The following is a 24,869-nucleotide window of genomic DNA, read 5'->3' as shown; positions in this document are numbered from 1 at the left end:
TCACCGCGAAGGAAGATGAACCATGGCGATCCACAAGCGGCGCCAGTCCCCAGAAACTGGGTGCGAGATGGTCGGCGCCAGGTGAATTGCCTCCGGTCAGCGGCGGAAGCAGGTCGAAGTCACCGGAAACGGTCCGAACGTCTCGCAGAGCTTGGAGAAGCAAGGCCATGGTCAGCTCCGTTCGATACTGAAGTCAGTAGCCATGCGAAGCGGATGCGCTCGCATGACTGAGGTTCGTCGCCAGGGAGGCGACCGCCTACTTGCCTTCGCCGGCGCCAGCGCCCAGCATCGCCTTGGCATAGTTGAGGCCGGTGCCGTAGGCGCCACCACGGTTCTGGGCGAGTTTGACGACGGCGTCATATGTGCCCTGGCGCGCCCAGTCGCGCTGGTACTCCAGCAGTACTTGCATCCACGTGACCGGCACGGCGCCGGCCTGGACCATGCGGGAGACGGCGGCGTCGTGCGATTCCTTGCTCACACCGCCGGAGGCATCGGTGACAACGTACACGTCATAGCCCTCGTCGATAGCCGCGAGCACGGGCATGACGACACAGACTTCCGTCCAAAGGCCCGCGACGACGAGCTTCTTGCGACCGGTCTGCTTCACCGCATCACGGAAGTTCTTGTCTTCCCACGAGTTCATCGTGGTGCGGTCGATCACGCGCTGGTTGGGCAGTGCCTTGGTGATCTCCGGGAAGATCGGGCCGGAGAAGCCCTTGGCAGCCACCGTGGTCAGGACGGTCGGAACCTTGAAGATGGCAGCCGTCTCGGCAAGGCCAGCGACGTTGTTGGTCAGCAGTGTGCGGTCAATGCTTTGCACTGCAAATGCCATCTGCGGCTGGTGGTCGATGAAGACGAGGGCCGAGTTTTGTGCGTTCAGTAGTCGTTTGGAGTCCCCTGGGGCGCCTTGGGCGTGCGCTGCGCTGACAGTACCGAGCGCCGCGCTGGCAATGGCGAGCGCGGCCGTTGCGGAGGTGACGATCCGAAAGAGTGAGTGGGTGATTGAGCTCATGATCGATTGATTCGAAGGTGGTTGGCGGGCTGTCGATTGCGGAGACGCCAGTGGCATCTCGTCTTTGACGGACTGATTGTGTTGACATGTGATGCCGTCAGCTCGAAACTTCTCGGGCATCATGTTCGACCCCATCGAAAGAAGCCTACATGCGCAAGCTGACGCTGGAAGCGTTCGAGATCCTCGACGCGATCGACCGCAAGGGCTCGTTTTCCGCCGCGGGCGAGGTGCTTCACAAGGTGCCTTCGACGGTCTCCTACACAGTGGCGAAGATTGAGGGGGATCTGGGCGTCACCTTGTTTCGTCGCAACGGCCCGCGCATCGAGATAACGAACGCGGGCAAAGAACTGCTTCGGGAAGGGCGCTTGCTGCTTGACGCAGTGGATTCACTCGAATGTCGAGTCAAGCGTGTCGCATCAGGATGGGAGAGCGAGTTTCGAGTTGCAGTGGACTCATTGGTCCCCACGGACGTTCTGGTGCCACTCATCGCTGAGTTCACCAAGGTCGCGAACGCCACGACTTTGCGCTTGAGCGAAGGGGCGCTGACCGGCACGTGGGAGGCGCTGGTGGACGCTCGGGTGGACCTGGTGATTGCCGCCGGTCGGGGTCCCTCCGGGGGCGGCTTTCGCTCGCAAGAGATCGCTCAACTGGAGTTCGGATTCTTCGTCGCGCCGTTCCATCCCTTGGCCAAGGCGCGCGGGCCACTGAGTGAAAGTGAACTGCGTGAGCACATCGCAGTTGTCGTTGCTGACTCGGCGCACCGGCTGCCACTGCGCTCCGTTGGCCTGCTGAGTGGTCAACCAATGGTCGTGGTTCCGAACATGCGGTCAAAGGTGCGGTTGCTACTTGAGGGGTTGGGCGCGGGCTATCTTCCGACTGTTTGTGCGGAACAGGCGGTCTCCGCGGGCAGCCTCGTTCGAAAGGAAGTGGAGAACCCTCGGGAATCCGACTCATTGAGCGTAGCCTGGCGTGGCGGTGAAGAGGGCAATGCGCTTGCTTGGTGGACCGAGAAGATGGCGGGTCCGTTCGCAGGCAAGTCGCTGCTCAAGACCATCGCACGTTCCTACGGCTCATTGCTGTCCGCTTCTCGCGGGACGGTGATGTCGTCCAGACGCCGTTGACCCCTCTGGCAGACCCACCCAGGTGATCGGAGGCTGACTTGCGTCGGCCCGCGCCCTACGGAGCCGAGCCCGAGGAGGTGTGCTCCATCACCGACATTGCCTTGACCATAGCCGCTACGTCGTCAAGTTGCGGACCAACTGTGACGACGGCGGCGCGCAACTCTGACGATGCTCAGACCGTACCCGAGGCGTCCTGCCGACTCTCCGACTCGGACGCTGCCCGGGTGCCCGAGCGAGCAGGGTTCACCGCGATGACCGACGCGACTTCGATGTGAGGGTTCGCGATATCGCGCGATGCTTCTGACCGTTTGGTGCCGTGACGGCGATCAAGGCTTGGCACGTCGGTGGTTTGAAACTCTATTGTTGAGAGAATGCGGTAGGGCGCGCTTCCTTTTTGAACTCTATTTCGCAGTTGTGAACTCTATTAGGTCGAACCATTCCGGATTGCAGGCCGCGATCGTCGACCTCGACGGCACGCTGGTCGACACGCTCGGCGACTTCGACGTCGTGCTGAACATCGTGCTGCGCGAACTCGCACTGCCCGGCGTCGGCCGCGAGTTCGTCGCGCACACGATCGGCAAGGGCTCGGAGCACCTGATCCGCAGCACGCTGAGGCAGGTCGGTGCGAGCGCCGATCTGTATGCGCAGGCGTGGGCGCTGTACCAGCAGCACTACCTCGCGATCAACGGCGACCACGCGGCGGTCTACCCGGGTGTCGTCGAGGGGCTGACGCGGCTCAGCTCGCGCGGCTGGCGCCTCGCCTGCCTGACGAACAAGCCGACCGCGTTCGCGCTCGCGCTGCTGCGCAAGAAGGGCCTGGACCGATTCTTCGGCCCGGTCTTCGGCGGCGACGCGTTCGAGCGCCGCAAGCCCGATCCGCTGCCGCTCGTCAAGACCTGCGAGGCGCTCGGCACGCCGCCGGCGGGCACGCTGATGGTCGGCGATTCGAGCAACGATGCGCGCGCGGCGCGCGCCGCCGGCTGCCCGGTCGTGCTGGTGAGCTACGGCTACAACCACGGCGAACCGGTCGCCGCGGCCGGCGCCGATCGCGTGATCGAGCGCCTCGATCAGTTGTAGGTGCTGGCGCCCGGCAGGGGTTGAGCCTTGCCGAGCAGCGCGTCTTTCAGCTGCGGATCGGCCGGCGCCTTGCCGAGCCAGATCTTCATCAGCGCCGAATAGAACTCGGGCTCCTTGATCGGCGCGCCTTCGGGCTTGCCGTTGACCGTGATCACGGTGCCGGTGCCCGGCAACCACTCGACCGCGAACGACTCGCCGGCCAGCAGCTTCTTGCGGCTCGAGAAGATGTCGCTCATGCGCAGGATGCCGGCGATCGACTTCGAGAATTCCTCGCGTGGCGCGTTCTGCTCCATGCCCTTCGTGAACAGCTTGCCGAGCTCGTTCGCGTCGATGTCGCGCAGCATCACGATCTGCAGCCGGCGCGGGCCGGCCGTGGCGAGCACCGCCTCGGGCGTGGCGGCCTTCTCGCCGAGGTACAGCGCCGCCGCATAGACCTTGAACACGACCTTGTAGCGCACGCCGGCGCCGTTGATCTGCAGCCTGCTGCTGCCGACCTGCACGGTGTTCGCGAACTTGACGCCGGCGACGTCGGTCGTCTGGGCGACGCTGGCCAGCGGCCAGGTCAGAGAGGCCGCGGCAGCGGTCACGGCAAGGAGTCTGCGCATCGAGAAGGTCGCCAAATCACGGGGTGACGGATGGTAAGTGGGCCCGCGCCGCACCTGGCGGGCGAAAGTCACGCGGCGATGGGCATTGGTCGGCATTCTTCGTGTGGCGCGGCCCGGGCATCGGCCCTGCTACACTTTTGCGCATGTTCATTCCGCGCAACCGCACGACGACGTGCCTGACAGGGTCGCACGACCGGGGAGCCTGGCCCTGGCGGAGCCCATCCGCTCGCGCGTAAGCGCCTGTCCTTGCTGCGGTCGGCGGCGCGCCTGAACGGCGCGATGGCCGGCGCGATCGGCGGCCTCGCGGCCCCGACTCTCTCCGACGAAATCCAGCGCGGGTCGCCACCGGCACCCGTCGGCCTGTGGAGGGCCGTTGAACATGATCACCGAACTCGAATTCAAGAGCCTCGCGGGCCAGGGCTACAACCGCATCCCGTTGATCGCCGAAGCCTTCGCGGACCTCGAAACCCCGCTGTCGCTGTACCTGAAGCTCGCGTATGCGAATGGTGGCGGCAAGCTCAGCTTCCTGCTCGAATCGGTGGTGGGCGGCGAGCGCTTCGGGCGCTACTCGTTCATCGGGCTGCCGGCGCGCACGCTGTTGCGCGCGACCGGCTTTCGCACCGAGGTCGTGACCGACGGCGCGGTCGTCGAGACGTTTGAGGGCAACCCGCTCGACTTCATCGCCGCCTACCAGCAGCGCTTCAAGGTCGCGCTGCGCCCCGGCATGCCGCGCTTCTGCGGCGGGCTGGCCGGCTACTTCGGCTACGACGCGGTGCGCTTCATCGAGCCGAAGCTCGCGAAGATGCACAAGCCCGGCGGCCTCGACACGCCCGACATCCTGCTGCTGCAATGCGAGGAGCTGGCGGTGATCGACAACCTGTCGGGGCGGCTCTACCTGATCGTCTACGCCGATCCGGGCCAGCCCGAGGCCTTCCACAAGGCGAAGCGGCGCCTGGCCGAGCTCGGCGACAAGCTCAAGTACAGCGTCACCGCGCCGGCGGTCCGGCGCGGGGCCTCGCACGGTGTCGAGCGCGAGTTCGGCAAGGCGGACTACATCGCCGCGGTGCTGCGCGCGAAGGAGTACATCGCGGCCGGCGACATGATGCAGGTGCAGGTCGGCCAGCGCCTGCGCAAGCGCTACACCGAGTCGCCGCTGAGCCTGTACCGCGCGCTGCGCTCGCTGAACCCCTCGCCGTACATGTACTTCTACGACATGGGCGAGTTCCAGATCGTCGGCGCGTCGCCCGAGATCCTGGTGCGGCACGAGCACGCCGCCGACGGCCACAAGGTGACGATCCGGCCGCTCGCCGGCACGCGCCCGCGCGGTGCGACACCGGAACTCGACAAGGCGCTCGAGGCCGAGCTCGGCAACGACCCGAAGGAGCGCGCCGAGCACGTGATGCTGATCGACCTCGCGCGCAACGACATCGGCCGCATCGCGAAGACCGGCAGCGTCAAGGTCACCGAGGCGTTCACGGTCGAACGCTACTCGCACGTGATGCACATCGTCAGCAACGTCGAAGGCTTGCTGAAGGACGGCATGACGAACCTGGACGTGCTGCGCGCGACCTTCCCGGCCGGCACACTGACCGGCGCGCCGAAGATCCGCGCGATGGAGATCATCGACGAGCTCGAGCCGGTCAAGCGCGGCATCTACGGCGGCGCCTGCGGCTACCTCAGCTTCGCCGGCGACATGGATGTCGCCATCGCGATCCGCACCGGCATCGTGAAGGACCAGGTGCTCTACGTGCAGGCCGCGGCCGGCATCGTCGCCGATTCGGTGCCCGAGCTCGAGTGGCAGGAGACCGAGGCGAAGGCCCGCGCACTGATCCGCGCGGCCGAGCTGGTCGAGGAGGGGTTCTGACATGAGCGCGGCACTGCTTCAATCCCTCTTCCGGCACAAGGCCTGGGCCAACGAGGAGCTCTTTGCCGAGCTCGGCAAGATCGACGCGGTCGCGCACCCGGCCGAGCGGCATGCGGCGATCCGGCTGCTGAACCACATCTTCGTCGTCGACCGGATCTTCGCTGCGCACCTGTGCGGGCGCGCGCATGGCCATGCGGCCACGAACACGGCCGAGACGCCGACGCTCGAGGCGCTGCGCGACGCGGTGATCGACTCCGATCGCTGGTATGTCGAGCATGTCGGCACGCTGTCCTCGGCGCAGTTGAGCGAGGTCATCGCATTCGCGTTCACCGACGGCGCGCGCGGTCGCATGTCGCGCGAGGAAATGCTGGCGCACGTGATCACCCACGGCAGCTACCACCGCGGCGCCGTCGGGCGCATCATGGTCGGTGCGTCGGTCGCGCCGCCGCGCGACATCTTCACGGTCCACCTGCACCGGTCCGAGCCCCAGCGGCGCGAACCGGCCTGACGCGCAAGGAGCCGACCATGCTGCTGATGATCGACAACTACGACTCTTTCACGTTCAACCTGGTGCAGTACTTCGCCGAGCTCGGCGAGGACGTGCGCGTGCTGCGCAACGACGAAATCGACGTCGCCGGCATCGGCGCGCTGAACCCCGACAAGCTGGTGCTGTCGCCCGGGCCGTGCTCGCCGGCCGAGGCGGGCGTGTGCGTCGCGGCGATCGAGGCCTTCACCGGCAAGATGCCGATCCTCGGCGTGTGCCTGGGGCACCAGGCGATCGGCGCCGCGCTCGGCGGCAAGGTGATCCGCGCGAAGGCGCAGATGCACGGCAAGACCGACGTGATCACGACCGACGAGCGCGGCGTCTACACCGCGCTGCCGAAGTCCTTCACGGTGATCCGCTACCACTCGCTGGTGATCGAGCGCGCGACGCTGCCGGCCGTGCTCGACGTGACCTCGACCTCGCAGGACGACGAGATCATGGGCGTGCGCCATCGCGAACTCGCCGGCACGAAGACGCCGCTCGAAGGCGTGCAGTTCCACCCCGAGTCGATCCTGACCGAGCATGGGCATGCGATGCTGAAGAACTTCCTGGAGTTGGCCGCATGAACCCCGTCGTCGATCTGCGCTCGGACACCGTCACCCAACCGACCCCGGCGATGCGCGCCGCGATGCTCGCCGCTCCGCTCGGCGACGACGTGTTCGGCGACGACCCGAGCGTCAACGCGCTGCAGCAGCGCATCGCCGAACTGCTCGGCAAGGAGGCGGCGCTGTTCGTCCCGACCGGCACGCAGAGCAACCTGGTCGCGATCATGAGCCACTGCGGCCGCGGCGACGAGTACATCGTCGGCCAGATGGCGCACACCTACCGCTGGGAAGGCGGCGGCGCCGCCGTGCTCGGCAGCGTGCAGCCGCAGCCGCTCGAGCACCAGGCCGACGGAACGCTCGCGCTCGCCGACATCGAGGCCGCGATCAAGCCCGACGATTCGCACTTCGCGCGCAGCCGTCTGCTGACCCTGGAGAACACGCTCGGCGGCAAGGTGCTGCCGATGGCCTACCTCGCGGACGCCACCGCGCTCGCGCGCCGCCGCGGCCTGGCGACGCATCTCGACGGCGCGCGGCTGTTCAATGCCGCCGTCGCGCTCGACGGTGATCCGAAGGCCAACGCGCGCGCGATCGCGCAGCACTTCGACAGCGTCTCGGTCTGCTTCTCGAAGGGCCTGGGCGCGCCGGTCGGCTCGGCGCTGGTCGGCCCGAAGGCGTTCATCCGCGGCGCGCACCGCTGGCGCAAGATGCTCGGCGGCGGCATGCGCCAGTCGGGCCTGCTCGCGGCGGCGGCGCTGCATGCGCTGGAGCACCATGTCGAGCGCCTGGCCGACGATCACGCGCTCGCGCGGCGCCTGGCCGAGGGCGTCGCCGGGCTGCCCGGGCTGACGGTCGAGCCGCCGCAGACCAACATCGTGTTCGCCGACCTGCAGGGCCCGCGCGCTGCCGGGCTGATCGAGCACCTGAAGTCGCGCGGCATCCTGGCCACCGGCCTGTACCGGCTGCGCTTCGTGACGCACCTCGATGTCGACGTCGCCGGCATCGACCGCGCGATCGCCGCGGTGCGCGAACACCTGTCCACCTGAAGGGGCACGACCATGACCATCACGAATCTCGACGCGCTGACCCGCACGATCGACCACCGCGAGATCTTCCACGACGAAATGCTCGCGCTGGTGCGGCGCATCATGAGCGGCGAGATGTCGCCGGTGATGATGGCCGCGCTGCTGATCGGGCTGCGCGTCAAGAAGGAGACGATCGGCGAGATCACCGCCGCCGCGCAGGTGATGCGCGAGTTCTCGACCAAGGTCGAGGTCGCCGACCGCACGCACCTGGTCGACATCGTCGGCACCGGCGGCGATGGCTCGCACACCTTCAACATCTCGACCTGCAGCATGTTCGTCGCGGCCGCCGCCGGGGCGCGCGTCAGCAAGCATGGCAACCGCAGCGTCAGCAGCAAGTCTGGCAGCGCCGACGTGCTCGAGGCGATGGGGATGCCGCTGAACCTGGCGCCGCCTGCGATCGCGCAGTGCATCGCGGAGACCGGCATCGGCTTCATGTTTGCGCCGAACCACCATCCGGCGATGAAGAACGTCGCGCCGGTGCGCAAGGAGCTCGGCGTGCGCACGATCTTCAACATCCTCGGGCCGCTGACGAACCCGGCCGATGCGCCGAACATCCTGATGGGCGTGTTCCACCCCGACCTCGTCGGCATCCAGGTGCGCGCGCTGCAGCGGCTCGGCGCCGAGCACGCGGTGGTCGTCTACGGCCGTGACGGCATGGACGAGGTCTCGCTCGGCGCCGCGACGATGGTCGGCGAGTACCGCGACGGCGAGATCCGCGAGTACGAGATCCATCCCGAGGACTTCGGCCTGACGATGGCGAGCAACCGGGCGTTGAAGGTCGCCACCCCGGAGCAGTCGATGGCGCTGCTGCGCAGCGTGCTGGCGAACGAGCCGGGCGCGCCGCGCGACATCGTGCTGCTGAACGCGGGGGTCGCGCTGTACGCGGCGAACGTCGCGGCGACGATGGTCGATGGCGTCGCGCTCGCACGCGAGGCGCTCGCCTCGGGCCGGGCGCAGGCGAAGCTCGAGCAGTTCATCGCACGGGCAAAGGCGCTCGCACCATGAGCCGCCGCGCCGGGCCGCCCCAAGCAAGGCTGCTCCCCTCGGGGGGCCGGCCGATGTATTCATCGGACGAAGGGGTCCTGTGAGCGACATCCTGAACAAGATCATCGCGGTCAAGCGCGACGAGATCTCGCTGGCGCGGCGCCAACGCGACCTGGCTTCGCTGCGGCGCGACGCCGAGTCGCTCGGCGGCCAGCGCGACTTCGTCGGCGCGCTGCGCGCGAAGATCGCGGCGGGCCGGGCCGGCGTGATCGCCGAGGTCAAGAAGGCCAGCCCGAGCAAGGGCGTGCTGCGCGAGAAGTTCGTGCCGGCCGCGATCGCCGAGAGCTACGAAGAACACGGCGCAGCGACGCTGAGCGTGCTGACCGATGTCAACTTCTTCCAGGGCAGCGCCGCGTTCCTGCGCGAGGCGCGCGCCGCCTGCGGCCTGCCGGTGCTGCGCAAGGATTTCATGGTCGATGCCTACCAGGTCTTCGAGGCGCGCGAGATGGGCGCCGACTGCATCCTGCTGATCGCCGCCTGCCTCGACGACGCGCAGATGATCGACCTCGAGGCGCAGGCGCAGGCGCTGGGAATGGCGGTGCTGGTCGAGGTGCACGACGGCGCCGAGCTCGAGCGCGCGCTGCGCCTGGAAACAAGGCTGATCGGCATCAACAACCGCAACCTGCGCACGTTCGAGGTCACGCTGCAGACGACGCTCGATCTGCTCGGTCAAGTGCCCGCCGAGCGCCTGCCGGTCACCGAAAGCGGCATCCTCGTGCGCGCCGACGTGCAGCGCATGCGCGATGCGAACGTGCATGCGTTCCTGGTCGGCGAGGCCTTCATGCGCGCGCCCGACCCGGGCAAGGCGCTGGCCGAGCTGTTCGGCTGAGCCCGATGCAGGTCGGGTTGTTCGACAGCGGCGCGGCGGGCGAGGCGGCCGATGCGTCTGACAACAGGCTGTGCGAACCGCTCGCGCAGGTGTTCGAGCGCGTCCCGTCGGCCTGGCGCCCGGTTACCGACCCGTTCATCCGCAGCGACACCGGCCGGGCGCTCGCGGCCTTCGTCGACCAGCGCGTGCGTGACGGCGCGGCCGTCTATCCGCGCCACGTATTTCGTGCGCTCGAGTTCAACCCGCCCGACACGGTGCGCGTCGCGATCCTCGGCCAGGACCCGTACCACGGCGCCGGACAGGCGCAAGGCCTCGCGTTCTCGGTCGCGCCGGGGCACAAGAAGCCGCCGAGCCTGCGCAACATCCTGAAGGAGGTCGCGATCGACACCGGCGCAGCGTCGATCTGCCACGACGACCTGAGCCGATGGGCCGAGCAGGGCGTGCTGCTGCTGAACGCGGTGCTGACCGTCGAAGACGGCGCCGCGCAGAGCCACGCGAATCGAGGCTGGGAGGCGCTGACCGACGCGCTGCTTGTTCGCGTCGCCGCGCAGTCCGACCCGGCGGTCTTCATGCTCTGGGGCGCCTCGGCGCAGCGCAAGGCGGCGCTGATCGAGCACGCCGGGAAAGGCAGGCACAAGTTGCTGGTCGGCAATCACCCGTCGCCGCTCTCGGCCAATCGGCCGCCGGTGCCGTTCGTCGGCTGCAAGCACTTCAGCCAGGCCAACGCGTTCCTCGCGAAGCATCGGCCCGGCTGCGCGTCGATCCGCTGGTGAGCGGCCTGGCCGACCCCGAGAAGAGTCCTGGTTTTGGTACTCAACTGGTATTCGGAGACGCTCCGGTTTTCATCGGCGGCCAATTGACAGATTGGTATTACTGGTACTAAACTGGTTCTATCGGCGGGCGCTTGCCCGCTTGGCAGTCGAGGCGCCAAAAGGGCGGGTCATGATCGAGTTTCTGGTGGGGGTCGATGGCGGCGGCACCGCAACGCGGGCCTTGCTCGCGAGTCGCGATGGCGCGGTGCTCGGCCACGGTGTGGCGGGGCCTTCGGGCCTCGCGCGCGGTGCGGCTTCGGCGTGGCACGAAGTCCAACTGGCGGTCGCCCGGGCGTTCGAGTCGGCCGGAATGCGCCAACCCGCCGACTGGTCCGCGTGCGCGCTCGGCGCCGGCCTGGCGGGCGCGACGCACGCGCCCTGGCGCGAGGCCTTCGTCGCCGCGAACATCGGCTTCGGGCAGCTCGCGGTCGACACCGATGCCTTCGCGATGCTGCTGGGGGCGCATCGCGGGCGGCCCGGCGTGATCGTCGCGGCGGGCACCGGCAGCGTCGGCGAAGTGCTGCGGGCCGATGGCTCGCGCGGCAGTGTCGGCGGCTGGGGCTTCCCGGTCGGCGATGAAGGCAGCGGCGCGTGGCTCGGTCTGCGCGCGGTGCGCCTCGCGCAGGCGGCGATGGACGGTCGCCGCCCGGCCGGCCCGCTCGCGCGCCGCGTCTGGGGCGTCTGCGGTGCCGACCGCGAGAGCTTGCTCGCGTGGTGTGCACAGGCGGGTCAGTTCGCGTATGCGCAGCTCGCGCCGATGGTGTTCGATGCCGAGGCCGACGACCCGGACGCGGCGCAGCTGCTCGGCCGCGCGGTCGACGCGCTCGAACAGATGGCCGATGCGCTCGATCCGCGCGGCGAGCTGCCGCTGGCCGTGTCGGGCAGCGTCGCGCGCCGCCTGGCGCCGCGCCTGTCGGCCGCGCTGCGGGCGCGCTGCGTCGACCCGGCCGACGGCCCCGACGCGGGCGCGCTGACCCTGATCCGCCAGGCCCTGACGACCCCGCCCAAGACGGCGCCGACATGAAGAAGAAGGCCGTGCTCGACCTCAAGCCCGACGCGCGCGACAGCTCGCCGCTGTACCTGCAGCTCGCCCGCAAGCTCGGCCAGGCGATCCGCGAAGGCCGCTTCCAGGCCGACGAGGCCTTGCCGTCGGAGCGCGTGCTCTCCGAGGCGGTCGACGTCTCGCGCGTGACCGCGCGCAAGGCGATCGACCAGCTCGAGGAGCAGGGGCTGATCGTGCGCCGCCGCGGCTCGGGCAACTACATCGCGCCGCGGATCGAGCAGCCGCTGTCGCGACTGACGAGCTTCTCCGAGGAACTGCACCAGCGCGGCTACACGCCGTCGTCGCGCTGGCTCAAGCGCAGCGTGACCGCGGCCGTGGCCGACGAGCAGCTCAGCCTGGGCCTGTCGCCCGGCGCGCGCGTCGCGCGGCTGGAGCGGCTGCGGCTGGCCGACGACGTGGTGATGGCCTATGAGGTCAGCGTGCTGCCCGAGAACGCGCTGCCGCGGCCCGAGGCGGTCGAGGGGTCGCTGTACGAGCACCTGACCGGCCTCGGCCAGGCGCCGGTGCGCGCACTGCAGCACATCCGCGCGCTGAATGCGCAGCCGCGGCTGGCCGAGCAACTCGGCGTGCCGGTCGGCCAGGCGGTACTGTTCATCACCCGCATCGGCTACCTCGAATCGGGCCAGGCGGTGGAGCTGACGCATTCGTACTGCCGCAGCGACTATTACGACTTCGTGGCGGAGATGAGGCGCGACGCATGAGCGAGTTCAAGACACTTTCCGGTCGCATCCTGACGCCGCAAGGCTTCGTCGACGGCCGCATCGAATGGGCTGCCGATGGCCGCATCGTGCGCATCGAGGGCACGCCGGTGGATCTGGCTGCGGCGCGCGACACCGCCGCGCCGCTGGTGCTGCCCGGCTTCGTCGACCTGCACGTGCACGGCGGCGGCGGCCACGACATCATGGAAGGCGGCGATGCTGCCGCGCGCGTCGCCGAGCTGCATGCCGGTCACGGCACCACCGCGATGCTCGCGACGACGATGACGGCGCCGCTGCCCGACCTGACGCTCGCGTTCGGCGCGCTCGGTCCGGCGATCGCGGCGCGCGCCCCGCGCAGCGCACGCGTGCTCGGCGTGCACCTCGAGGGCCCGTACATCAATCCCGGCAAGCTCGGCGCCCAGCCCAACTTCGCGCGCCCGGTGCAGATGGACGAGATCGCGCGTCTGAATGCGCTCGCGCCGATCCGCCTGATCACGCTCGCGCCCGAGACCGCCGGCAACATGGACGCGATCGAGGCGCTCTGCGCCGCCGGTTACCGCGTGCAGATCGGCCACACGCTGGGCAGTTACGAAGACGGCGTGCGCGCGCTGCAGCGCGGCGCAGGCGGCTTCACGCACCTGTTCAATGCGATGAGCGGCATGCACCACCGCGAGCCGGGCATGGTCGGCGCAGCACTCGCGCACGCGACCTACTCCGAGATCATCCCGGACCTGCTGCATGCGCATGCGGGCGCGATCCGCGTCGCGCTGCGCGCCATCCCCTGCCTGTACTGCGTGACCGATTCGACCGCCGCCGCCGGCATGCCCGACGGCGACTACAAGCTCGGCCGCCACAAGGTCACCAAGTGCCTGGGCGGCGTGCGCCTGCCCGACGGCACGCTCGCCGGGTCGACCCTGACGATGGACCAGGCGCTGCGCAACCTCGTCGACGAGCTCGGGCTCGACCTGGCCGATGCGTCCCGGCGCGTCTCCACGCATGCGGCCGACCACCTCGGCGTGCCCGACCGCGGCCGCCTGCAGGCGGGTCATTGGGCCGATGCGGTCGTGCTCGACCGCGACCTGAAACTGAAGGACGTGATCGTGGAAGGAGTGTCGATTGAACACGCGCATGCTTGACGAGGCCCGCGAGGCGCCCGCGGCCGTGGCGCGGCAGCTGGGTCACGACGACCCGGCGTACAGCGACTTCGGTGCGCTGCTGCGCGCGACCCATCCGAACGCGCTGCTGACGGTGGCGCGCGGCAGCTCCGACCACGCCGCGCACTTCATGGCCTACCTGATCATGGCGCGCATGGGCCGGCTCGTGACCTCGCTGCCGATGTCGCTGATCACGCTGTACCAGTCGCAGATCGTCTGCGACGGCTTGGTCTCGCTGGCGTTCTCGCAATCGGGCCAGAGCCCGGACCTGGTCGCGCCGACGCGCTTCTTCAAGGCCGGCGGTGCCTGCACCGTGGCCTTCGTCAACGATGCCGAATCGCCGCTCGCGCAGGCCTCGCAGTGGGTGTTCCCGCTGCATGCCGGCGTCGAGGCGAGCGTGGCCGCGACCAAGAGTTTCATCGCGCAGCTGGTCGCCGGCGCGCGGCTCGTCGCGGCCTGGCAGGACGACCTCGTGCTGCAGGCCGCGCTGTCGGGTCTGCCGGGCGTGCTGGCACGCGCCGCGCATGCCGACTGGGGGGCTGCGGTCGAGGCATTGGCGGATGCCGATCGCCTGTTCGTGATCGGCCGCGGCACCGGCCTGGCGATCGCTCAGGAGGCGGCGCTGAAATTCAAGGAGACCTGCGCGATCCAGGCCGAGGCGTTCTCGGGCGCCGAGGTCAAGCACGGGCCGATGGCGCTGATCGGCGAGGGCTATCCGCTGCTGGTGTTCGCGCCGCGCGGGCCGGCGCAGGCCGGGCTGCTCGCGCTCGCCGACGAGATGCGCCAGCGCGGTGCGCGCGTGCTGCTCGCGGCGCCTGCCGGCACACCGGGCGCCGAGCTGCCGATCATCGAGACCGCATCGATCGAGCTCGATCCGATCTCGGCGGTACAGAGCTTCTACCCGATGGTCGAGGCGCTGGCACGGGCCCGCGGCTTCGATCCGGACCGGCCGCGGCATCTCGCCAAGGTCACACGGACGCACTGACCATGAGCCTCGACGCGTTTCACTCCGGGCAGCTCGTGATGGTCAACATCGCGGGCACGGTGCTCGATGCCGAGCAGGCGCGCTTTCTGCGCACGCACCGCATCCGCGCGGTGTGCCTGTTCCGCGCCAACCTCGGCAGCGAGGCGCAGGTCAGGCAACTGACGCGCGACCTGCGCGAAGCCATGGGCGAACACGCGCTGATCGGGCTCGATCAGGAAGGCGGCTCGGTCGTGCGCGCGACCTTCCTGCCGCAGCCGCCCGCCGCGATGGCGCTCGGCGCCTGTGGTGACGAAGCGCTGGCCGAGGCGGTCGGCGAGGCGGTCGGCCGCGGCGTGCGCAGCCTGGGTTTCAACTGGGACTTCGCGCCGGTGCTCGACGTCAACAACAACCCGGCGAACCCGGTCATCGCCGAGCGCAGCTTCTCGGAAGACCCGCTCGAGGTCGCGCGGCTCGCCGGCGCGTGGATGCGCGGCGCGCTGCGCGCCGGCGTGGCCTGCTGCGTCAAGCATTTCCCCGGGCACGGCGACACGCATGTCGATTCGCACCTCGCGCTGCCGGTGGTCGACAAATCGCTGGCCGAGCTGCAGGCGCTGGAGCTGCTGCCGTTCGCGGCACTGCGGCACGAAGCGCCGGCGATGATGACCGCGCACATCGTCTATCCGCAGCTCGATGCCGAGCACCCGGCCACGCTGTCGCGCAAGCTGCTCGGCGAGTTGCTGCGCGGTGCGTGGGGCTACGACGGCGTCGTGATCACCGACTCGCTGGTGATGAAGGCGATCCATGAACGCTACGGCCACGACCGCGCCGCGGTGCTGGCGCTGCAGGCCGGCGCCGACATGGTGATGGCCCTGGGCACGCAGGCGGAACAGGCCGCGGCGATTCACGCGATCACGGCCGCGCGTGCGAGTGGTGCGCTGCCCGACGCCGCGCTGCTTAAGGCGCGCGCGCGGCTCGACGCGCTGGCCGGGCGCTATCCGGTGCGGTGGCCGGACTATCCCGCCGCGCAGCGCGCGACCGACGACGCCCTGATGCGCCGCGCGTGGGCGCAGGGCCTGACCGCGCTGGATGCGCCGCGCGCACCGCGCCTCGATCAGCCGCTGCGCGTGCTGACGCAGCGCAACGTGCCCTGCGACGGTGTCTCCGAAGCCGGGCCGTCGGGCGAGCAGGTCGAGCGGCTGTTCCAGCGCTTCGCCGATGTCGAGCTGATCTCGTTCGATCGTCTCGACCGGATCGACTGGGCGGCGTTGCCGCAGGACGATCGGCTCACCGTGCTCGCGTCGAACCACCGCGATCGCTACGGCGCGCGCAGCGAAAGCTGGCGGCCCGATCTGCACCTGGTGTTGTGGAATCCGTTCCAGGCTCTCGACGTGGCCGCGCCCACGGTCGTGACCTGGGGCTACGCCGACGGCGCGCTCGATGCGCTGCAGGCCTGGCTCGAAGGCCGCGGCACCTTGACCGGCCGGGCGCCGGTCCGGCTCACGGACGCGCACTGAACTTTCATCCAACCAAGGCGTTGCCCATGTCCACCGACCCGACCGCGCGGCGCTCTCCGATGTTCTGGGTGCCGACGTTGTACTTCGCCGAAGGCCTGCCGTTCTACGCGGTCGCACTGATCGCGGGGCTGATGTACAAGAGCATGGGCGTGCCGAACGACCAGATCGCGCGCTGGACCGGACTGATCGGCCTCGCATGGGTCTTCAAGCCGCTGTGGAGCCCGCTGCTCGAGGCGGCACCGAGCAAGAAGGCGATGGTCGTGCTGTTCCAGGTCACCGGCGCCGCGGCGCTCGGGCTGGTCGCGCTGTCGCTGCAGTTGCCGGCGTGGTTCGCGACGAGCATCGCGCTGCTCGCACTCGCCGCGGTCGCGGCCGCCACGCACGACATCGCGGCCGACGGCCTGTACATCGCGAGCCTCACGGCGAAGCAGCAGGCGGCCTACGCCGGCTGGCAGGGCGCGTTCTTCAACGCGGCGAAGTTCATCTCGCTCGGCGGGTTGGTGATCCTCGCCGGCCACCTCGAGAAGCGCATGGACGCGTCGCACGCGTGGGCCCTCATCTTCGGCCTGGCCGGCGCGATGATGGCGGGCCTGGCGCTGTACCACCTGTGGGCCTTGCCCGTGTCGCGCAACGCGCCGCGCGGCGAGGCTTCTGCGCGCGGCGTGTGGCCGACGCTGTGGGACGTGCTCACCGACTTCTTCCGCAAGCCCGGCATCTGGTTCGCGATCCTCTTCATCATCCTGTTCCGCGCCGGCGAAGGGCAGATCCAGACCATCGGCCCGCTGTTCCTGCGCGAGGCGCGCGCGCTCGGCGGGCTGGGGCTGACGACCGACGAGGTGGGTTGGGTCTACGGCACGGCGGGCACCGTCGCGTTCCTCGTCGGCAGCGTCTGCGGCGGCTACTTCACCGCGTGGCTGGGGCTGAAGCGCGCGATGTTCTTCCTGATCCTGGCGGTGAACCTGCCGAACCTCGCGTTCTACTTTCTGAGCACCGCGCTGCCGACGAAACTCGCGGTGATCGCCACGGCGCTCGGGCTCGAGATGTTCGGCTACGGCTTCGGGTTCGTCGGCGTGATCCTGTTCATCATGCAGGTCGTCGCGGTCGGCAGGTACCAGACCGCGCACTACGCGCTCGGCACCGGCGTGATGCAGCTCGGCTTCGTGTTCTTCAAGATGATCAGCGGTGACATCCAGACCGCGCTGGGCTACCAGACCTTCTTCCTGTGGGTGCTGGTCTCGGCCGTGCCGGTGCTGCTGCTGTCGCGCTTCATGAAGCTGGACGGCGCGGCGCGCCCCGCGCCGGCGCAACAGCCCGTCGAAGCCTAGGGCGATGCGGCTGTCGACCGGCGGGCTCGCGTGCGTCGTGCTGGCGGGCTGCGCGTCGGCCGTGCCGCCTTCGGCGACGCCCGATGCCGGCGTCTTCTTCGATGACTTCAGCGAGCCCGATCTCGCCGCGCTCGCGCGCGCCGGCTGGGTCGTGCGCGAGCAGCGCGGCCATCCCGGCATCGAGGGCGCGTCGTGGAGCGCCGCATCGCTCGCGCTGGTCGACGACCCGGCGGCGCCGGGCAACCGGCTGCTGCGCCTGAGCGCGCGCACCGACGGCACGCCGCAGGGCACGCGGCACGCGCAGCTGTGCCATGCGCGCAAGTACCTCGACGGCACGTATGCCGCGCGCGTGCGCTTCAGCGATGCGCCGCTGCAAGGCCCGGACGGCGACGTGGTCGTGCAGACCTTCTACGCCGTGGCGCCGCTGAAGTTCGACTTCGACCCCGAGTACAGCGAGCTCGACTGGGAGTACCTGCCGAACGGCGGCTGGGGCGACGCGCGCACGCGCCTGTACGGCGTGAGCTGGCAGACGGTGCGCGTCGAGCCCTGGCTCGCGTTCAACCAGCCGCACGAAGAGTTCCGCTCGATGAACGGCTGGCACGTGCTGCTGATGCAGGTCGCCGACGGCAAGACGCGGTGGTTCATCGATGGCGCGCTGCGCGCCGAGCACGGTGGGCGCAATCATCCGGTCGTGCCGATGGCGATCAACTTCAACCTGTGGTTCTCGCCGGGCGGCTTGTTGCCCGCGACGACGGCGGTCCGCGTCTACGAGCAGGACGTGGACTGGGTCTTCCACGCGCGCAATCAGGTGCTGTCGCCGGCCGAGGTGCAGTCGCGCGTCGCGACGTTCCGGCACGCCGGCACCGCGCGGACCGACAGCGTGCCGCCGGCGAATCCGCCGCTGCCCAGCCCGTGCGACTTCTGATGGCCGGTCAGCGCGATGCGTGATCGCGCGCGCCTCGCATCGGTCGACGCACTGCGCGGCCTCGCGGTGGCCGCGATGCTGCTCGTCAACGACCCCGGCGATTGGGGCCATGTGTTCGCCCCGCTCGAGCACGCGGCCTGGCATGGCCTGACGCCGGCGGATCTGATCTTTCCGTTCTTCCTGTTTGTTGTGGGCGTGTCGCTCGCGCTGGCGCTGGAGCCGCGCGTCGAGGCCGGATTCACGCAGGGGCTGGCGCGAGGCGTGATCTGGCGTGGGTTGCGCATCGTGCTGCTCGGCCTCGCGCTGCACGCGGTGGCCTGGTTGCTGATGGACGCGCGCACGTTCCGTCCTCTGGGCGTGTTGCAGCGCATCGGCGTGTGCTTCGCGGTGGTCGGGCTGCTGGCGGTCCACACGCGGGCGCGCGTGCAATGGCTTGCGTGTGTCGCGATCCTGTTCGGCTACTGGGCCTTGCTGAGCTGGGGCGGGCCGCTGACGAAGGAAGGCAACCTCGCGAGCCGCATCGACGCGGCACTGCTCGGCCGCTTCGCCTACGAATTCGATGCCGCGACAGGTCTCGGCAACGACCCCGAGGGCTTGCTCAGCACGCTGCCGGCGATCGCGACGACGATCCTCGGGCTGCGCGCCGGATCATGGTTGCGCAGCGGGTCGATCGCTCGCCTCGCGCTCGTCGGCCTCGTCGCGCTGGGCCTCGGCGCCGCGTGGGCGAGCATATTCCCGCTCAACAAGCAGCTCTGGACTTCGTCGTACGTGCTGTGCACCGGCGGTGCTGCGATGTTGGTGCTGGCCCTCGCGCACGAGCTCATCGATCGCCGCGACTGGCCGGCGCTCGGCCGCAGCCTGGGAATCAACGCGGTTGCCGCCTATGCCGCCGCGTGGCTCGCGGTCTGCGTGCTCGACGGTCTGCACTGGACCGGGCCGCTGTACGCGGCGGCCTTCGGCTGGATGAGGCCATGGGCCGGGCCGTCCGTGCCGTCACTCGCCTGGGCGCTGGGCTTCGTCGCGCTGTTCTGGGCTGCGGCACGGGCCCTGGAGCGCCGCGGCATCCGCATCAGCATCTGACGGGATCAGGGCGCTTCGCTCAGCTCGGCCACCACATCGTAGGTGTCGCCGCGATAGATTGATTGCGACAACTCGATCGGCCGCCCGTCGCGCAGATAGCCGAGGCGCTCGACCGACAGCCCCGCATCGCCCGGTTGCGCCTGCAGCAAACGCGCCTGTTCGTCGTCGAGCAACAACGCGCGCAGCCGCTGCAACGCGCGCACCGGCCGGTAGCCGTGCTCGCTCAGCGCACCATAGAGGGAGGCATCGACCGCGTCGAGCGAAGGCAGGCACCAGGCGACGATCGTGGCGTACTCGATCGCCATCGGCGCGTCGTCGGCGAAGCGCAGGCGGTGGAAGCGGTAGACCTCCGTGCCCGGGCTCAGCGCGAGCTTCAGCGCCTCCTCGGGCGTCACGCTGCCGACCGCGCGATTCAGCCAGACGCTGTGCGGCCGACTGCCGCGGGCGCGCATGTCTTCGGAGAACGAGGTCAGCTTCGCGAAGTTCTTCTCGACGCGGCTGCAGACGAAGTTGCCTGAGCCCTGGCGGCTGACGAGCCAGCCTTCCTGGACCAGCCCCTCGATCGCGCGCCGCACCGTGATGCGCGAGACCGCGAAGTCTTCGGCCAGCTGGCGCTCGGAGGGCAAGGCGTCTTCGGCGCCGAGCTCGTGGGTCTCGATGGCCTCGCGCACCCGGCGCTGCAGTTGCTGGTAGAGCGGCAAGGTGTCGTTCGGATCCAGCGGCCTGACGAATGTGGAAGGTTCGGTCATGCCCCGAACCATACCAATTGATAACGAGTGGTGCGGGCTGCACCAGCCCCGTGCGCGGGTTCGACTCTCATTCTTTACTGTACCCCAGCACATTCTTTGCCCTGGGGCAAAAACGTTATTGCAATTTCATGACATTGGTAGCATAGTGGCCTCTAGTGGTAGTGTATTGGTACGCAACCAGCGGTTCCCCGGTCTTTCACTGGTCTTTCTTCTCCCACGGGCGCGCTCCCGCCCCAACCCACAGAGGCTTACATGAACGTCAAACGGACCCCCATCGCATCCGCGGTCGCGCTCGCCCTTGCCGGGGCCGGCGCGTTCGCGCCTGTTCACGCGCAGCAGGCGCCGGTACCGCCGGCCGCAGCGGCTTCGGCCGCCCCGGCGACACCGGCGGCCCAGCGCGCGGCCGAGGCCGCGCAGCTGAATGCGGTGACGGTGACCGGCATTCGTGCCTCGATCGAGCAATCGCTGAACCAGAAACGCCTCGCCGATTCGCGGGTCGACGTGATCACCGCCGAAGACATCGGCAAGATGCCCGACAAGAACGTCGCCGATTCGCTGCAGCGGGTGCCCGGCGTGACGATCAGCTCGGCCGGCGCCAACGAGGGCGGCTTCGACGAGAACGACCGCGTCAGCATGCGCGGGACGAGCCCGAGCCTCACGCAGACCTTGATCAATGGTCACAACGTGGCCTCCGGCGATTGGTTCATCCTGAACCAGACCGGCACCGTGGGCCGCAGCGTCAGCTACACGTTGCTGCCGTCGGAACTGGTCGGCTCGGTGGTTGTCCACAAGAGCTCGCAGGCCAGCGACGTGGAAGGCGGCGTCGTCGGCTCGGTCGACATCCTGACCCGCAAGCCGCTGGACTTCAAGAAGGCGCTGACCTTCGAGGCCTCGCTGGGCGCGGTCTACGCAAGCCAGCCGAACAAGACCGACCCGCAGGCCAGCGCGCTGATCAACTGGAAGAACGAGGCGAAGACGGTCGGCGTGCTGCTGCAGGCCTTCTCCGAGACGCGCCATCTGCGGCGCGACGGACAGGAGCTGCTGGGCTACGAGCAGATCAAGGCCGGCAGTGCGGTGGCCACCGCGCACCCCGACCTGGCCGGCGTCTGGTACCCGACGATGATCGGCTCCGCGCTGTTCGAGCAGAAGCGCGAACGCACCGGCGGCTTGCTCGACATCCAGATCAAGCCGACCGACGACCTGACGCTCGATCTCTCGGGCTTCGTCTCGCAGATGAAGGCGGCGAACTACAACCGCAACTACCTGCTGTGGAACACCCACTTCATCAACCAGGGTGCGGGCCAGTCGCCCGACGCCGGCTACGTCGTGCGCAACAACACGCTGGTGCAGGCCAACTTCTCGCCGGTGGCAGGAACGCAGTACGGCGTCTACGACCAGATCTCGCGGCCCGACGCGAGCGCCGATGCCAACTTCCTGAACTTCGACGCCAAGTGGCGCGCCAACGACCGCCTCACGCTGACCAGCAAGATCGGCACCTCGACCGGCACCGGCAAGACGCCGACCCAGGACGTGGCCGAATGGAACACCGGCGTCGGCACCGGCGGCGGCTGGGGCTTGAACGGCATCAACAGCGCGGCGAACTGGAACCTCGGTCCGACCAACAACAGCAGCAGCCCGGCCGGCGTCGGTCTGGGCTGGATATTCGGCGACCAGAACGTGAAGGTGAAGGACAAGGAAAACTGGGGCCAGCTCGACGGCGAATACAACGTCGATGCCGGCGTGCTGCAGAGCCTGAAGTTCGGCGTGCGCTTCAACGACCACAAGCGCAGCTCGGGCGGCGTGATCGGCCAGTCGCCCGGCTGCAAGGACGCGAACGGCAACACGGTGGCGTTCGACTGGTCGCAGCAGTACTGGTGCCCGGTGGGCACGAAGTCGCCGGCCGACCCGGCGAACTTCCCGGTCGGCAGTGCGAACTACCCCGGCAACTTCGCCGGCGGCCTCGGCGGCTCGTTTCCGCGCGACATCTGGTACTACTCGCCGGCCCAGCTCGCCGCCTACAACGCGCTGACGAACCGTGCGACCGACGGCTCGCGCGAGGACTGGAATTCCGAGTTCGCACTGAAGGAGCGCAACAGTGCGTTCTACGTGCAAGGCAACCTCGAAGGCCAGGGCTGGCGCGGCAACGTCGGCGTGCGCCTGGTCAAGACCAAGGAGATCGTCACCAGCAACATGGCGACCGATCCGACGACGCCGGGTGCGATCACCGCATCGGCGTTCGGGCCGTTCCTGCCTGTGACCGTGAGCCACAGCTATACCGACGTGCTGCCCAGCGCCAACCTGACCGTCGATCTGGCCAAGGACCTGCTGGCCCGCTTTGCCATCTCGAAGACGATGACGCGGCCGGACTACTCGGCACTGGCTGGTGCGGTGTCGCTGAGCCCGCCGGCAGCGCAAGGCGCTCTGGGCTCGGGCTCGGGCGGCAACCCCGACCTGAAGCCGATCCGTTCGACCAACGTCGACGCGACGATCGAGTGGTACTTCGCGCCGAAGTCGCTGCTGTCGGCGAGCGCCTTCTACATGGACCTGTCGAGCTATGTCGGCTACGGCCAGGTCACGAAGCAGTACATGACCTTCAGCAGCCAGTTCCCGCAGGGCTTCATCGCCGACTACCTGCTGACGGTGCCGGTGAACACCAAGGGCAAGGTCAAGGGCCTGGAGCTGGCCTATGAGCAACCGATCTTCGGCAACTTCGGTGTCGCGGCGAACTACACGTACGCCGACGCGAAGGAGTCGAACGGTGCGCCGCTCGTCGGCGCCTCGAAGAACACCTACAACCTGAGCGCGTACTTCGAGAACGACAAGTTCAATGCCCGCCTGTCGTACAACTACCGTTCGGCCTTCTACAGCGGCCTTGACCGCAGCACTGCGTTCTACCAGGCCGCAGTCGACAACGTGGCGGCGTCGCTGGGCTACAAGGTCAACGACAACTTCAGCGTCACGTTCGATGCGCACAACCTGAACAACGCGAAACTGAAGTACTACGCGCTGAACGAAGACCAGCCGCGCTCGATCTACCAGAGTGGCCGGCAGTACTACCTGAACGCACGCGTCAAGTTCTGAACGTCGCGCGCGCCGGGGCTTCGCGCGCGGAGCCCCGACCGACAATCACGACCCATGTCGACACTCCGACGACTCATCGCGGGGCTGCCGCTGTTCGCGCTTGCAGCCTGTGCCGTGCCGCCCCCGGGGCCGCCGGCGTTCGTTCACGGGCCGTACAAGGACCTGACACTCGCGATCGATCGCGGCAACCCGGTGATCGCGACTGCCGTCGGCGGCAGGGCCATTCCGGTGCTCGAGCTGCTGACGCGCGGCAGCACGCTGAGCTGGGCCTTTGCGGTCGGCGAGTGCGGCGCCGAGACACTGGGCGGGCTCGATGCGCAGCAGGTTGCCGACGCGAACGTCGCGGCCTTCAACCGCGCCGGCGTCGACTACATCGTCTCGACCGGCGGCGAAGGGGGCGTTTTCAGCTGCGGCAGCGATGGGGGCATGGAGGCGTTCATCGCGCGCTATGCGTCCCCCAGGCTGGTCGGCATCGATCTCGACATCGAGGCGAAGCAGACGCCGGAGATCGTCGACGCACTCGTGCGCCGGGTGCTCGTGGCGCAACGCAAGCACCCGAATCTGCGCTTCAGCTTCACGCTGCCCACCGTGGCGGCCAGCGATGGCTCGCGCAACGGCCTGAACGGGCAGGGGCGCAGCGTGCTGGAGGCGATCCGGCGCCATGGCTTGACCGAGTTCACGGTCAACCTGATGGCGATGGACTACGGGCCGCCATCGGCGGCCAACTGCGTCGTCGGCAACGGGGTGTGCGACATGGGGCGCTCGGCGATCCAGGCGGCCGAGAACCTGCACGCGCTGCACGGCGTGCCGTTCCGGCAGATCGAGCTGACGGCGATGATCGGCGTCAACGATGTGGCCGCGAATGACTTCCACCAAGCGGACGCGGAGGTGATCGCTCGCTATGCGCGAGAGCGAGGCTTGGCCGGCCTTCACTTCTGGGCGCTCGATCGTGACACGCCTTGTGCGGGGCCCGCCGCGGGAGCCTCGCCGATCTGCAGCGGCCTGCCGGGTGTGCCCGCGCTCGGCTTCAGCGCCGCCTTCGACAAGGGCTTGCGCTGAGCTCGGCCAAGAAGAGACCCTGCGTTTCCCTGCTATACTCCGCGGTTCGTCTTGGAGGGGTGGCCGAGTGGTTAATGGCAGCAGACTGTAAATCTGCCCTCTTACGAGTACGCTGGTTCGAATCCAGCCCCCTCCACCAGGACAAGAGCGGATTTTCACGGATTTTCGAAATGGGCTGCGGGGCTTTTGAGGGCGTTTGAACCGGCAGCCGGTGTCTCCCGGGCGGGAGTAGTTCAATGGTAGAACCCCAGCCTTCCAAGCTGATGACGCGGGTTCGATTCCCGTCTCCCGCTCCAGTCGTGTGTTTTGAAGATGCGATGTCAGCACAGGTTTGGCTGCCGGCGGTTGCCAAACCTGTACTGATTTTGATGAGATCAGTGCCCATGTGGCTCAGTGGTAGAGCACTCCCTTGGTAAGGGAGAGGTCGCGCGTTCGATCCGCGCCATGGGCACCATTCCCCCACAGGAGAGCTGGAAATGGCAAAAGGCAAATTCGAGCGTACCAAGCCCCACGTGAACGTCGGGACGATCGGACACGTGGACCACGGCAAGACGACGCTGACCGCGGCGATCACGACCGTGCTGAGCAAGCTGTTCGGGGGCGAGGCCAAGGCCTACGATCAAATTGACGCGGCCCCCGAAGAGAAGGCGCGCGGCATCACCATCAACACCGCCCACGTCGAATACGAGACCAAGAACCGGCACTACGCCCACGTCGACTGC

General features: G+C 68.7%; 23 protein-coding genes and 3 tRNA genes. 23 read left to right on the top strand and 3 right to left on the bottom strand.

Going from position 1 to position 24,869, the window contains the following annotated elements; all coding sequences use genetic code 11:
• Window positions 1–256: 256 nt before the first annotated feature.
• Window positions 257–1,012 carry a hydrolase gene (locus tag AC1DTW_RS08160; RefSeq protein ID WP_477980533.1) on the bottom strand — a complete coding sequence of 252 codons (756 nt, stop codon included), beginning with the start codon at window positions 1,010–1,012 and terminating at the stop codon, window positions 257–259.
• Window positions 1,013–1,161: 149 nt separating this feature from the next.
• On the opposite strand from AC1DTW_RS08160, the gene AC1DTW_RS08155 reads away from it, so the two are divergent.
• The gene (locus tag AC1DTW_RS08155; RefSeq protein ID WP_477980532.1) at window positions 1,162–2,133 is read left to right on the top strand and encodes a LysR family transcriptional regulator; all 972 of its coding nucleotides are present in this window, start codon (window positions 1,162–1,164) and stop codon (window positions 2,131–2,133) included.
• Window positions 2,134–2,577: 444 nt separating this feature from the next.
• Window positions 2,578–3,210 (top strand): phosphoglycolate phosphatase, encoded by a 633-nt coding sequence (gene gph / locus AC1DTW_RS08150; RefSeq protein WP_477980531.1) that lies wholly within the window; start codon window positions 2,578–2,580, stop codon window positions 3,208–3,210.
• Here gph and AC1DTW_RS08145 read toward each other — a convergent pair.
• Window positions 3,201–3,815 (bottom strand): chalcone isomerase family protein, encoded by a 615-nt coding sequence (locus AC1DTW_RS08145; protein ID WP_477980530.1) that lies wholly within the window; start codon window positions 3,813–3,815, stop codon window positions 3,201–3,203. The two genes, gph and AC1DTW_RS08145, sit on opposite strands and share 10 nt — an antisense overlap.
• 379 nt (window positions 3,816–4,194) lie before the next feature.
• On the opposite strand from AC1DTW_RS08145, the gene trpE reads away from it, so the two are divergent.
• The 15 genes from trpE to AC1DTW_RS08070 all read left to right on the top strand — a co-directional run bounded on the left by trpE (window position 4,195) and on the right by AC1DTW_RS08070 (window position 19,258).
• Window positions 4,195–5,679 carry an anthranilate synthase component I gene (gene trpE, locus AC1DTW_RS08140; protein WP_477980529.1) on the top strand — a complete coding sequence of 495 codons (1,485 nt, stop codon included), beginning with the start codon at window positions 4,195–4,197 and terminating at the stop codon, window positions 5,677–5,679.
• A gap of 1 nt (window position 5,680) precedes the next feature.
• Complete coding sequence (locus AC1DTW_RS08135; protein WP_477980528.1) at window positions 5,681–6,187, top strand: DinB family protein; 507 nt, start codon at window positions 5,681–5,683, stop codon at window positions 6,185–6,187.
• A gap of 17 nt (window positions 6,188–6,204) precedes the next feature.
• A complete protein-coding gene (locus AC1DTW_RS08130; protein WP_477980527.1) occupies window positions 6,205–6,789 on the top strand; it encodes an anthranilate synthase component II in 585 nt (194 codons plus the stop codon).
• A complete protein-coding gene (gene ltaE, locus AC1DTW_RS08125) occupies window positions 6,786–7,811 on the top strand; it encodes a low-specificity L-threonine aldolase (protein WP_477980526.1) in 1,026 nt (341 codons plus the stop codon). The genes AC1DTW_RS08130 and ltaE overlap by 4 nt, the downstream gene beginning before the upstream one ends.
• 12 nt (window positions 7,812–7,823) lie before the next feature.
• The gene (gene trpD, locus AC1DTW_RS08120) at window positions 7,824–8,855 is read left to right on the top strand and encodes an anthranilate phosphoribosyltransferase (protein WP_477980525.1); all 1,032 of its coding nucleotides are present in this window, start codon (window positions 7,824–7,826) and stop codon (window positions 8,853–8,855) included.
• Window positions 8,856–8,934: 79 nt separating this feature from the next.
• Window positions 8,935–9,723, top strand: coding sequence for an indole-3-glycerol phosphate synthase TrpC (gene trpC, locus AC1DTW_RS08115; protein ID WP_477980524.1), 789 nt, complete (start codon window positions 8,935–8,937; stop codon window positions 9,721–9,723).
• A 5-nt stretch (window positions 9,724–9,728) separates the two neighbouring features.
• Window positions 9,729–10,496: a uracil-DNA glycosylase gene (locus tag AC1DTW_RS08110; protein WP_477980523.1), complete on the top strand. Its 768-nt coding sequence runs from the start codon at window positions 9,729–9,731 to the stop codon at window positions 10,494–10,496.
• 169 nt (window positions 10,497–10,665) lie between these two features.
• Window positions 10,666–11,559, top strand: coding sequence for a glucosamine kinase nucleotide-binding domain-containing protein (locus AC1DTW_RS08105; protein ID WP_477980522.1), 894 nt, complete (start codon window positions 10,666–10,668; stop codon window positions 11,557–11,559).
• On the top strand, window positions 11,556–12,299 hold the full coding sequence (locus AC1DTW_RS08100; RefSeq protein ID WP_477980521.1) for a GntR family transcriptional regulator: 744 nt from the start codon (window positions 11,556–11,558) through the stop codon (window positions 12,297–12,299). The genes AC1DTW_RS08105 and AC1DTW_RS08100 overlap by 4 nt, the downstream gene beginning before the upstream one ends.
• Complete coding sequence (gene nagA / locus AC1DTW_RS08095) at window positions 12,296–13,432, top strand: N-acetylglucosamine-6-phosphate deacetylase (protein ID WP_477980520.1); 1,137 nt, start codon at window positions 12,296–12,298, stop codon at window positions 13,430–13,432. Before AC1DTW_RS08100 ends, nagA begins: the two co-directional genes overlap by 4 nt.
• On the top strand, window positions 13,425–14,435 hold the full coding sequence (locus AC1DTW_RS08090; protein ID WP_477980519.1) for an SIS domain-containing protein: 1,011 nt from the start codon (window positions 13,425–13,427) through the stop codon (window positions 14,433–14,435). Before nagA ends, AC1DTW_RS08090 begins: the two co-directional genes overlap by 8 nt.
• Before the next feature lie 2 nt (window positions 14,436–14,437).
• Complete coding sequence (nagZ, locus tag AC1DTW_RS08085; RefSeq protein ID WP_477980518.1) at window positions 14,438–15,928, top strand: beta-N-acetylhexosaminidase; 1,491 nt, start codon at window positions 14,438–14,440, stop codon at window positions 15,926–15,928.
• A gap of 26 nt (window positions 15,929–15,954) precedes the next feature.
• Entirely contained in the window at window positions 15,955–17,253 is a 1,299-nt protein-coding gene (locus tag AC1DTW_RS08080) for an MFS transporter (protein WP_477980517.1), read from the top strand.
• 4 nt (window positions 17,254–17,257) lie between these two features.
• Window positions 17,258–18,178, top strand: a complete 921-nt coding sequence (locus tag AC1DTW_RS08075; protein ID WP_477980516.1) for a glycoside hydrolase family 16 protein — start codon at window positions 17,258–17,260, stop codon at window positions 18,176–18,178.
• A 15-nt stretch (window positions 18,179–18,193) separates the two neighbouring features.
• Window positions 18,194–19,258: an acyltransferase family protein gene (locus AC1DTW_RS08070; protein WP_477980515.1), complete on the top strand. Its 1,065-nt coding sequence runs from the start codon at window positions 18,194–18,196 to the stop codon at window positions 19,256–19,258.
• Window positions 19,259–19,263: 5 nt separating this feature from the next.
• Here the strand turns inward: AC1DTW_RS08070 and AC1DTW_RS08065 are convergent, their stop codons facing one another.
• Entirely contained in the window at window positions 19,264–20,007 is a 744-nt protein-coding gene (locus tag AC1DTW_RS08065; protein WP_477980514.1) for a GntR family transcriptional regulator, read from the bottom strand.
• Between the two features lie 252 nt (window positions 20,008–20,259).
• On the opposite strand from AC1DTW_RS08065, the gene AC1DTW_RS08060 reads away from it, so the two are divergent.
• From AC1DTW_RS08060 to AC1DTW_RS08035, 6 genes are all read left to right on the top strand, one after another.
• Window positions 20,260–23,088, top strand: a complete 2,829-nt coding sequence (locus AC1DTW_RS08060) for a TonB-dependent receptor (protein WP_477980513.1) — start codon at window positions 20,260–20,262, stop codon at window positions 23,086–23,088.
• Between the two features lie 54 nt (window positions 23,089–23,142).
• Window positions 23,143–24,147 (top strand): glycoside hydrolase family 18 protein, encoded by a 1,005-nt coding sequence (locus AC1DTW_RS08055; RefSeq protein WP_477980512.1) that lies wholly within the window; start codon window positions 23,143–23,145, stop codon window positions 24,145–24,147.
• A 53-nt stretch (window positions 24,148–24,200) separates the two neighbouring features.
• Window positions 24,201–24,286, top strand: a tRNA-Tyr gene (locus AC1DTW_RS08050).
• 83 nt (window positions 24,287–24,369) lie between these two features.
• Window positions 24,370–24,443, top strand: a tRNA-Gly gene (locus tag AC1DTW_RS08045).
• A gap of 83 nt (window positions 24,444–24,526) precedes the next feature.
• A tRNA-Thr gene (locus AC1DTW_RS08040) sits at window positions 24,527–24,601 on the top strand.
• Window positions 24,602–24,623: 22 nt separating this feature from the next.
• On the top strand, window positions 24,624–24,869 hold a 246-nt coding region (locus AC1DTW_RS08035), incomplete at its 3' end, for a GTP-binding protein (RefSeq protein ID WP_477980511.1).

Source organism: Rhizobacter sp. P5_A1 (genome assembly GCF_056400745.1).
The sequence above is the reverse complement of the archived record's forward strand: the minus strand, read 5'-3'. Positions and strand labels throughout refer to the sequence as shown.